At 42.5% G+C, this 10959-nt stretch carries 7 protein-coding genes; 5 read left to right on the forward strand and 2 right to left on the reverse strand.

Annotated elements, in window-relative coordinates; translation table 11 throughout:
• Positions 1 to 299 precede the first annotated feature (299 nt).
• A complete protein-coding gene (locus FHX64_RS00150; RefSeq protein WP_183411822.1) occupies positions 300 to 2069 on the forward strand; it encodes an ABC transporter ATP-binding protein in 1770 nt (589 codons plus the stop codon).
• Positions 2070 to 2099: 30 nt separating this feature from the next.
• On the opposite strand, the gene metH is transcribed toward FHX64_RS00150, so the two are convergent.
• Complete coding sequence (metH, locus tag FHX64_RS00155; protein ID WP_343053500.1) at positions 2100 to 5786, reverse strand: methionine synthase; 3687 nt, start codon at positions 5784 to 5786, stop codon at positions 2100 to 2102.
• 88 nt (positions 5787 to 5874) lie between these two features.
• The gene (gene pnuC / locus FHX64_RS00160) at positions 5875 to 6543 is read right to left on the reverse strand and encodes a nicotinamide riboside transporter PnuC (protein ID WP_183411824.1); all 669 of its coding nucleotides are present in this window, start codon (positions 6541 to 6543) and stop codon (positions 5875 to 5877) included.
• Between the two features lie 40 nt (positions 6544 to 6583).
• On the opposite strand from pnuC, the gene FHX64_RS00165 reads away from it, so the two are divergent.
• The 4 genes from FHX64_RS00165 (at position 6584) to mreC (ending at position 10954) form a co-directional block, all read left to right on the forward strand.
• A complete protein-coding gene (locus FHX64_RS00165) occupies positions 6584 to 6769 on the forward strand; it encodes a hypothetical protein (protein WP_183411825.1) in 186 nt (61 codons plus the stop codon).
• Between the two features lie 757 nt (positions 6770 to 7526).
• Positions 7527 to 9050, forward strand: a complete 1524-nt coding sequence (gene purH / locus FHX64_RS00170) for a bifunctional phosphoribosylaminoimidazolecarboxamide formyltransferase/IMP cyclohydrolase (RefSeq protein ID WP_183411826.1) — start codon at positions 7527 to 7529, stop codon at positions 9048 to 9050.
• A gap of 28 nt (positions 9051 to 9078) precedes the next feature.
• Positions 9079 to 10098, forward strand: coding sequence for a rod shape-determining protein (locus FHX64_RS00175; protein WP_183411827.1), 1020 nt, complete (start codon positions 9079 to 9081; stop codon positions 10096 to 10098).
• 19 nt (positions 10099 to 10117) lie between these two features.
• Positions 10118 to 10954: a rod shape-determining protein MreC gene (gene mreC / locus FHX64_RS00180; protein ID WP_183411828.1), complete on the forward strand. Its 837-nt coding sequence runs from the start codon at positions 10118 to 10120 to the stop codon at positions 10952 to 10954.
• The last annotated feature ends 5 nt before the right edge of the window (positions 10955 to 10959 follow it).

The following is a 10959-nucleotide window of genomic DNA, read 5'->3' on the forward strand; positions in this document are numbered from 1 at the left end:
TAATATCATATTATTAAGGACATGAAATGTACCTATGGAGATTTCTTCGTATTGTAGCGAGTGACGCTATAACGTTGTAGTGGGTGGCGCTATAATACGATAGTAAGTGGCGCTACAACACGATAGAGGGTGATGCTACAACGTTATCTATGGTGACGCGTTCACCCGATCGAAGGTAATGCGAAGCGGACAGATTGAGTGACTGATGTTTTAGCAGATGACACTCAAATAACAGAATAAGTGATTCAATAAACAATTGACAATGGAAATCTGAAGTTGAGAAGATAAATTATAACTACATGAATTATAACCTCAATTTGAATAAAGAGACTTCGTCGAACGAAAAAGCCGGAACGATTACTACGTTGAAACGTTTGCTGGCTTTAATGGATTCGGAGCGAAAGAATCTCTTTATAGCTTTGATTTTTATTTTCATCAATGCAGGACTAAATCTGATCAGTCCTTATCTGATTGGGCATGCTGTGGATAAATTTATCGTCACCAAACATTACGCAGGAGTTATCCGCTATGCAGTTATATTACTTGTCATCTTTGTCATGGCGATGTTTAGTGGCTATACGCAGGCACAACTGATGGGCAAAGTCGGCCAACGGATGTTGTTTAATCTACGTAACCGCCTTTTTAATAAGTTACAAGAGCTCCCGATTGATTTTTTCAATCAAAACAAAGCGGGAGACTTGATTTCTCGCGTGAATAACGATACGGATAAAATTAACCAGTTTTTCTCCCAATCGTTTGTGCAGTTTATGAGCAGTATTTTTACCATGATAGGAGCTGCTATCTTTCTTATATCGATTGACTTCAGGTTAGGACTGGCCGCTTTGTCACCGGCGGTGATATTGTGGATTTTTACGCGTAGTTTTTCGCCATGGGTGAAACGTCGCAACACAGCCAGTATGAGAAGCACGGGCATTTTAAGCGCCGAGGTTCAGGAAAGCCTGCAAAACTTTAAGGTCATTGTGGCATTTAATCGCCGTGACTATTTTCGCAAACGTTTTGATGAGGTAAACACTGACAACTACCGGAATGCTGTCAAAGCCGGCATTGCTAATACAGTGTTTACTCCCGTATATGGTTTTTTGTCAAATATCGGGCAGTTAATTGTGCTGGCTTTCGGTATCTATCTGATTATGGCGGGTCAGTTTTCGATAGGATTACTCATTAGTTTCTTAGCCTATATTACACAGTTCTATAATCCTCTCAGGCAGTTGGCGGCTTTGTGGGCAAACTTTCAGGTTGCTCTGGCAGGATGGGATCGCATTTCACAAATTCTTGTACTGGAAAATAATCTGCCTTTAGTGCCTGATGCTAAAAAAGAGAAGCAGTCCGGTATGCTTTCATTTCGCCATGTTTCGTTTGCTTATCCTTCTTCCGAAAAAGAAATTTTGCGGCATGTCAGTTTTGATTTAGAACGTGGCAAGACGTATGCATTTGTCGGCCCGACAGGAGGTGGGAAAACGACAACTGCGTCGCTGATGGCTCGTTTGTATGATCCAACTTCGGGGAAAGTCTTACTGGATGGTGTAGATATCCGGTCAATGGATATCGAGACCCGTACTGCGAAAATCGGGTTTATTCTTCAGGAACCTTTCTTGTTTACCGGATCTTTACATGACAATATTTTATATGGCAATGTGCAAAACGCCCACTTGTCTGATGACGAACTGCTACAATTATTATCGGAAGCCGGCCTTCATGGTTTGCTTGACCGTTTTGAGGGAGGCCTGAATGCCCGAATAGATAGTTCCGGAGATGGTATCAGTTTGGGGCAAAAACAATTGATCGCTTTTATCCGGGCGGTCTTGCGTAAACCGGATGTGTTGATACTTGATGAAGCAACGGCAAATATCGATACTGTCACTGAACAATTGCTGGAAGATGTTTTACAGAAATTGCCATCTTCTACCACTCGTATTATCATTGCACATCGTTTGAACACGATTGAGAATGCGGATGAAATCTTTTTTGTTAATGCAGGAAATGTCACAAAAGCGGGTTCTTTACAAGATGCTGTCGATTTACTTTTGCATAAAAAAAGGGTCAGTTGATTTTATGTTTCACTGACCCCTCTTCGTTATTTATGCTGGTACCCATTTACGTAATTCGGCTACCGTTATGCCTCGTTGTGCCGCATATTTTTCGCGTTGGTCTGCTGTGATTTTTCCAACCATGAAATAGCGTGCTTGTGGATTGGCAAATACCAGGCCGGCGACAGAGGCGTTGGGCATCATTGCTCCATTCTCAGTCAATCGAATGCCTATTTCAGAAAGATGCAAAACAGGTTCAAGGTCGAAAATGACGGAAAGGTCGGGTAGGGAAGGATATCCAACGGCCGGACGTATGCCCTGATAGTGTTCTTTCAATAATTCGGTTTCCGATAAAACTTCATCGGGAGCATACCCCCATGCTGTTTTTCGGATATGCTGATGAACATATTCCGCCGCTGCTTCAGCAAGCCTGTCTGTGAGTGACTGGATCAACAGGGCTGTATAGTCGTCTCCCTTTTCGGAAAATGTTTTGGATAGCGTTTCACCTCCGGCAATAGAGGTGGCAAAGGTTCCTATATAATCAGGTTTCCCAAATGTTTCAGGCATGATGAAGTCAATCAAAGATAAATTAGGTTGACCATCCGGCTTTAATGTTTGCTGTCTTAACATTGGGATAGTAAGTTTCCCTTCTTTAGTGTGTATAATCATTACATCCTTTTCCGGCATCGTTGTCGCTTCAAAGAAATCAAAGGCGGCTTTCGCCGTGACGCCGTTTTCTTGTAACAGCGCCAATATATCCTGTGCATCACGGAAAAGTTTCAAAGCCTCTTTTGCTTTTTCCTGCTCTTCAGGAGGATAGTTATTAATCCATCCCGTTTCGCATGCAACGCACCGATGAATAGCAGCAATATCAGGGTAATTTCCGGTGATTCGCCATGCCTTGAAGAAGAATCGCCAGTCGATGTAAGGAATCAACGTCTCAATGGAGATCTCCATATGATGTTTCTCGAATTGTTTTGGTTTGAAAGGGGTGTAATCAGACCAATGAATAGTCAGGGCATTTTTTACTGCTTCCTCATACGATAACAGGGGAGCAGTTTGTTGTTCTTTATTGGCAATGACAGCCTGCTCAGAACGGATTTCTTCTGCAAATGCTGTATAAGAATTGGGATTGAGTAAACGTCCCAGAGCAATGACTGCTTGCGAAGCATCCCGTGAATGGCTCACAACATTCGCCGTATAATGGGGTGCAATTTTTAGTGCAGTATGGATCTTTGACGTAGTGGCTCCACCGATCAGAAGGGGAATGGTGAATCCCGATTTTTGCATGGCTTCCGCTACATGCGACATTTCTTCAAGTGATGGTGTGATGAGGCCGCTTAATCCGATTGCATCTGCCTGATGATCTATAGCTGCCTGAAGGATTTTCTCCGAAGGCACCATAACGCCCAAGTCAATCACTTCGTAATTGTTGCATCCGAGGATGACCCCGACAATATTTTTCCCAATGTCGTGAACATCTCCTTTGACGGTTGCCAATACAATTTTTCCGGCCTTTTTTGTTTCGGCACCTTTCTGATAGGCTTCAATATGGGGTTGGAGAATGGCGACGGCTTGTTTCATGACGCGGGCAGTCTTGACCACCTGGGGTAAAAACATTTTACCTTCCCCGAATAACTGCCCGACAATGCCCATTCCTTCCATCAAAGGTTGTTCAATGATGGAGAGCGGATTTTCATAAGCTTTTAAGGCTTCCTCTAAATCTTCTTCAAGGTAGGTGTTGACTCCTTTAACCAGACAGGTAGCCAGCCGTTCATTGAGCGGAAGCGAACGCCAGGCTTCTTCTTTTGCAGTGGTTTGCGTGTTGTCGGCTGTGCTTTTGAGCTTTCCAGCCAGTTCAATCAAACGTTCCGTAGCATCAGGACGCCGGTCGAAGATGACATCTTCAGTGCATTCCAGTAATTCTTTATCAATGGATTCATACACTTGTAACATGCCTGCATTCACAATTCCCATGTCCATGCCGGCTTTAATGGCATGATAGAGAAACGCAGAATGCATAGCTTCCCGAACTTTGTTATTGCCACGAAAAGAGAATGATAGATTGCTGACGCCACCACTTACTTTGGCTCCGGGCAGATTTTGTTTAATCCATTCGGTTGTCCGGATAAAATCAATGGCATAACGGTTATGTTCCTCAATGCCGGTGGCTATAGCCAGGATGTTGGGATCGAAAATGATATCCTGGGGAGGGAATCCTGCTTTTTCGGTTAATAAATGGTATGCCCGGTTACAAATAGCGATACGACGTTCATACGTATCCGCTTGACCTTTTTCGTCAAAAGCCATTACTACGGTGGCTGCTCCATATTGACGTATCAGGCGGGCGTGTTGCAGGAAGAGTTCTTCGCCTTCTTTTAAACTAATCGAATTGACGATGGATTTTCCTTGTACACATTTCAATCCTGCCTCAATAACTTCCCATTTTGATGAATCAATCATGACAGGGACACGTGCTGCGTCAGGATCGGACATCAGGCTATTTAAAAACGTGACCATTTCTGTTTTTGCATCCAGCATGGCATCGTCCATGTTGATATCCAGTATTTGCGCTCCTTCTTCCACTTGTTTACGGGCAATGGAAACGGCATCATCATATTGTTTTGCCTGAATCAGTTTTAAGAAGTTTCGTGATCCGGCAACGTTGCATCGTTCTCCGATATTGACAAAATTATTTTCAGGTGTAATTTCAAAAAAATCAAGTCCCGATAGGTGAGTATGCGTTGAAACCGGAGGTACGGTGCGGATGGCAGCTCCTTCAAGAAGTTTATTATAAGCGGCGATGTGAGCCGGTGTTGTTCCACAGCATCCTCCGATAATGTTGATCAGCTTTTCATCTATATATTCCTTGATTTGAACAGACATCCGTTCGGCAGTTTCATCATATTCCCCCAATTGATTCGGTAGTCCGGCATTGGGGTGGGAGCTGACATACCAGGGAGCTATGGAAGAGAGTTCTTCCAAATATGGTTTTAAATCTTTGGCTCCAAATGAACAATTCAATCCTACCGAAAGCAACGGAGCATGCTCGATGGAGGCCAGAAATGCCCGGATGGTTTGCCCGGACAGCGTTCTGCCACTTTTGTCGGCCACCGTTGCCGAAAGCATCAAAGCAACTGTTTTCCCGGTTGTTTGCATAGCCTGTTGTGCTGCAACGATAGCTGCTTTGGCGTTTAGCGTGTCAAAAATGGTTTCAACGAACAAAGCGTCCACTCCTCCTTCGATCAGCGCTATCATTTGCTCGTGGTATGCCTCTGCCAGTTGGTCGAATGTGACCGCCCGCATGGCAGGATTGTTTACATCGGGTGAAAGAGACGCTGTTTTGTTTGTCGGACCAACAGATCCGGCTACAAAGCGAGGCTTGTCCGGTGTTGTAAACTCATTGGCTGCTTTGCGCGCTAATTGGGCGGCGGCAAAGTTAATGGCGTGTACTTGCGATTCCATGCCATAGTCGCTTTGTGAAATGCGTTGTGCATTGAAGGTGTTGGTTTCGATAATATCGGCTCCGGCTTCGAGATATCCGTAGTGAATTTGATGAATGATATCGGGCTGTGTAAGGCAAAGCAAATCATTATTGCCTCGCTGTGGTTTGATCGCATCTTGAAAAAGATGGCCTCGAAAGTCGGTTTCAGTTAGCTTATGTTTCTGAATCATGGTGCCCATTGCACCGTCAAGGATCAGGATACGCCGGGTTAATTCTTCTTGTAAACTCATGATTGTATGATTTTGTTTAGTGTACTAAAAACAGATATCCCTTATAGTTATTGATTTGAAACAATTTGACCAGGGAATGAATAACTAATGATTACAATGCTTCTTCTGACTGGAGCGACATGTTTGTTTTGTTATAAATATTAATCCAGTTGGTTAGCCCATAAATGGCCATGATAAGAAAGATAAAATATTCGAGAGAGAAAAATTGAATGCCTTTGATCCAATACATCACTGTACAGATGGCATCGATGATGATCCATAAAACCCAGTTCTCAATTCTTCGTTGAGCCAGCATCCAGTTTGCCAGAATACTTAATACAGCTACAAAGGAGTCAGGGTAGGGATATGCTGCCGGTTTGGGAAAAGCTGTCGGGAAAAGCTGGTGGATGTGACTCATGAAATATCCCACTCCTAACGTTCCTACAATAGTTAAAGATGTGTGGACGAGCCTTCCCCTCTTGGTCAGATAGGTAATGGGCGTTTGTTCTCCTTCTTTTTTGCCATACCAGTATATCCATCCGTAAATGCCTGTAATAAAATAATAGATTTGCAGGAACATGTCACTGTATAAACTTACCTGGTAAAATAACAAAAAGGAAAGGATGAAATTGACAATGCCTATCGGCCATGACCATATGTTTGACTGGGTTGCCAACAAGACGGCGAGCAGTCCTGTGATGGTTCCCAAGAACTCGACCATGCTCATTTTGTATCCCCAGATTTCGATAAGTATGTTGTGAATGCTAAAAAAGTCAGCCATTTTTCGTGAATCAAATAATGCTAAATTGCATTTGAATTATATGTACAAAAATACAAAACAGCGACTGCTCCCGCAAATGCAATTTATGGAAAGGTTTACGGTATGGCTTTATCAGGATTTTGGCGGAGACTCACTCCTGAATTGTGGCATGACCCGCAATTGTTTTGTCACTGTTGTCTGGATGATGGAGATGCCATTATACGGCAAGAGCTACATGAACAGATAGCAATATGCAGTAAGAATTATAGAAAAACAATCCTGTTTGGATAAAGAATAAGGCTTATCTCGTCAACTGCAACGCTGCGGCAAGCTATTTTTTTAACATTCCAGGCCCGCTCAGAAATGAGGAAGCAATAATGTTTACGTTCTTTAACTGTTCAGAAATGAGGAAGCAAAAATGTTGATGTTATTTAACCACTCAAGAATGAGGGAGCAAAAATGTTAGTGTTATTTAATGAATCGGCAGTGAGGCAGGCAATAATGTTGATGTTCTTTAACCACTCAGGAATGAGGGAGCAAAAACATTGGTGGTATTTGATGAATCAGCAGTGAGGCCGCCAAAAACGTTCATGTTATTTGGCCACTCAGGAATGAGGAAGAAATATCATTGACGTTCTTTGACCAAGTCAGTCATGAAGGAGGCAATTTGATCAACAAAACAGAATCTGCATTTTTTGCTAAGGGTAATTCCTGTTTTGGGAAGGTTTGATTTCATCGTTTGTGGAATGTCACGACCGGATAGAAGATCCAGACTAAAAATTCTTTTGACAACGACTCTTCCTATAACATTTAAGCCCCCATCTTGGGGGTGGGAAGCGAAAACTAAAAAGTCAAAATGAGTTCGATATGAAATGGATGAATAAATGATTTTTTCCGGGCTTTGATGTCAAAAAATGAGAGTAATAATTGTTAAAACGAATCGTTTGCTTACGTGGATTATCCAAACATTTTCTATACCTTTGCATTCATTAAACGACAACCATATGAGTGACAAAAAACAGATTACAACAGCCTTTGTTTCAGTTTTTCACAAAGAAAACCTGGACGATATAATTCTAACATTACATGCACAAGGTGTTTCTTTTATATCAACCGGAGGCACCCAAACATTTATTGAATCGTTAGGTGTACCTTGCCAGGCTGTTGAAAATTTAACCGGTTATCCGTCAATATTTGGAGGTCGTGTAAAGACATTACATCCTAAAGTTTTTGGCGGTATTCTTTACCGGAGAGACGTTGAAGGAGATCTTGCTCAGGTGGCCCAGTATGAAATTCCGACCGTTGATTTAGTTATTGTAGATTTATACCCATTTGCCGAAACGGTGGCTTCCGGAGCTTCTGAAGAAGCAATCGTGGAAAAAATTGATATCGGAGGAATTTCATTAATACGTGCAGCAGCTAAAAATTTTCGCGATGTCGTGATTGTGGCTTCTCAGGAGCAGTATCAGCCATTTCTTGATATTATCCATGAGAATGGAGCTGTCACCACGCTGGAAGAAAGGACATTTTTCGCCAAAGAAGCTTTTGCAGTTTCGTCAGCATATGATACAGCTATTTTCAACTATTTTGATGGCAATGAAGGGAGTAAATTCAGAGTAGCTGTTGATAGTGCCAAAGTATTGCGCTATGGAGAAAATCCACACCAGCAGGGAGTTTTTTATGGAGAATTGCAAGACATGTTCCAACAACTCCAAGGAAAGGAAATCTCATATAACAACCTACTCGATATTGATGCTGCTATTCGCCTGATCAATGATTTTGATGAGGTGACTTTTGCGATTCTGAAGCATAATAATGCTTGTGGACTTGCTTCAAGGGATACCGTCTTGGAAGCATGGAAAGTTGCCCTTGAAGGAGATCCGGTTTCTGCATTTGGAGGTGTATTGATTACGAATGCAATTGTCGATAAAGCTACTGCAGAAGAAATCAACAAGATTTTCTTTGAAGTTATTTTGGCTCCCGACTATGATGTCGAAGCGCTCGAAATATTGACACAAAAGAAAAATCGTATTATTCTTGTTTTGCAAGGTGGCAAATTGCCGGCAAGACAATTCCGCTCAACCCTCAATGGAATCTTGGTACAAGATCAGGATACGCAAGTCGAAAATGCCTCCGATCTGAAAGTGGTGACACAAAAAGTGCCTACTGACAGGGAGGTTGAAGACATGCTTTTTGCTAACAAAATTGTAAAACATAGTAAGTCCAATGCTATCGTATTGGCAAAGAACAAACAATTGTGCGGGAGTGGTGTCGGACAGACATCACGTGTTGATGCATTACGCCATGCAATAGAAAAAGCACATTCGTTTAATCTTTCATTACAAGGTGCCGTGATGGCTTCAGATGCTTATTTCCCGTTTGCAGACAGTGTACAAATAGCCCATGAAGCAGGTATTACTGCAGTTATTCAACCGGGTGGATCAATTCGCGATCAAGATTCAATAGACGCTTGTAATGCGCACGGGCAATCGATGGTAACTACGGGCATCAGACACTTTAAACATTAAAACGCCTAAACATTTAATCAAACCGAATATGGGATTATTTTCTTTAACCCAGGAAATTGCGATCGACTTAGGTACAGCGAACACTATCATCATTCATAATGACAAGATTGTAGTCGATCAACCTTCTGTTGTGGCATTGGATCGTCGTAGCGACAAGCTAATTGCTGTTGGGGAACGAGCTCGCCAGATGCAAGGTAAGGTACACGAAGACATTCGTACTGTCCGTCCATTGCGTGATGGTGTGATTGCCGACTTCTTTGCTGCTGAGTTGATGATTCGTGGCATGATAAAAATGATGCAGACACAAAAGACGCTGTTTACTCCGTCATTGAAAATGGTAGTTTGCATTCCATCCGGTAGCACTGAAGTTGAAATTCGTGCTGTTCGTGACTCATCCGAACATGCCGGAGGCCGCGAGGTTTATATGATTTATGAACCAATGGCTGCGGCTATTGGAATTGGCCTTGATGTAGAAGCTCCGGAAGGAAACATGGTGGTTGATATCGGTGGAGGAACAACAGAAATTGCTGTTATTTCCCTTGGCGGTATTGTTACCAATAAATCGATTCGTATTGCCGGTGATGATTTGACTGATGACATCATGGAATATATGGGACGCCAGCATAACATGAAGGTTGGGGAACGTACGGCAGAATTGATTAAAATAAACGTGGGAGCAGCACTAACTTCATTGGAAAATCCTCCTGAAGATTATGTGGTACGTGGTCCGAACCGGATGACTGCATTACCAATGGAAGTCCCTGTTTCGTATCAGGAAATTGCTCATGCATTGGACAAAACTATTTCAAAGATTGAAACGGCTGTGTTGAGCGCACTGGAGCAGACGCCTCCCGAATTATATGCTGATATCGTGCATAACGGCATTTATTTGGCTGGTGGTGGTGCTTTGCTGAAAGGTTTGGATAAACGTCTGGAAAGTAAGATGAATATTCCTTTCCATATTGCAGAGGATCCATTGCATGCCGTAGCCCGTGGTACCGGTGTTGCATTGAAGAATGTAAATCGATTCTCATTCTTGTTGAGATAATCTCGTACTGTAGATCAGCATGGAACAACTGCTCCGGTTTTTGTTACGTTATGGAGGAACTTTTGTATTTGTTATCTTAGAAGTTTTTTCACTCGTTATCGTTGTCAACCAAAACAGTTTTCAACATGCTTCATTTTTGTCTTCCAGTAACCAAGTGGCGGCATCACTTCTGAATGCCGAGAGTGGAGTAACTTCCTATTTCGGTTTAGAAAAAACTAACCGCCAGTTGGCTACTGAAAATACCCTACTTCTTAATCGTGTTGCTCTCTTACAAGGTAGACAGGAAGCGTTGAAAGATTCTGCACACGGCCTATTGCAAATTGCGCCGGATCAATCATATCATTATGTTTCTGCTAAAGTAATTGGTAACAGTATTAACCGACTCCGCAATTACATTACGCTTAACAAGGGACGCTTAGACGGCATTCATCCCGAAATGGGAGTGATCAATAGCCAGGGAGTAGTTGGTATCGTAACCGCTGTGAGCGATCATTACGCTTCAGTCATGTCAGTGCTTAATTCGAGAATGCAATTAAGTTGTAAGGTTAAACGTACCAATGATTTTGGCCGTTTAATATGGGATGGAACAAACAGCCAGTATGTACAGTTGCTTGAAGTGCCCCGACATGCCGATGTAAGGGTTGGCGATACATTGATTACCAGTGGGTTTTCAGCTATCTTCCCAGAAGGAATACCTGTAGGAATAGTCACTAAAGCACAAAAGCCGGTTACGTCTTCGTATTACGATATAACGGCTAAATTGTTTACGGATTTTGGTACGCTTACGTATGTCAACGTGCTTCAGTACCAAAATATGGAAGAACTACAAACGGTTCAAGAGGAGGGGCAACAATGAACAGC

Origin of the sequence: Microbacter margulisiae, assembly GCF_014192515.1 — a bacterium.
Lineage (GTDB): Bacteria > Bacteroidota > Bacteroidia > Bacteroidales > Paludibacteraceae > Microbacter > Microbacter margulisiae.

Bases quoted from the DNA above. Each gene is read 5' to 3' on its own strand.
- FHX64_RS00165 (WP_183411825.1), top strand. From the start codon at position 6,584: ATGTACAAAAATACAAAACAGCGACTGCTCCCGCAAATGCAATTTATG.
- FHX64_RS00175 (WP_183411827.1), top strand. From the start codon at position 9,079: ATGGGATTATTTTCTTTAACCCAGGAAATTGCGATCGACTTAGGTACA.
- mreC (WP_183411828.1), top strand. From the start codon at position 10,118: ATGGAACAACTGCTCCGGTTTTTGTTACGTTATGGAGGAACTTTTGTA.
- purH (WP_183411826.1), top strand. From the start codon at position 7,527: ATGAGTGACAAAAAACAGATTACAACAGCCTTTGTTTCAGTTTTTCAC.
- FHX64_RS00150 (WP_183411822.1), top strand. From the start codon at position 300: ATGAATTATAACCTCAATTTGAATAAAGAGACTTCGTCGAACGAAAAA.
- pnuC (WP_183411824.1), bottom strand. From the start codon at position 6,543: ATGGCTGACTTTTTTAGCATTCACAACATACTTATCGAAATCTGGGGA.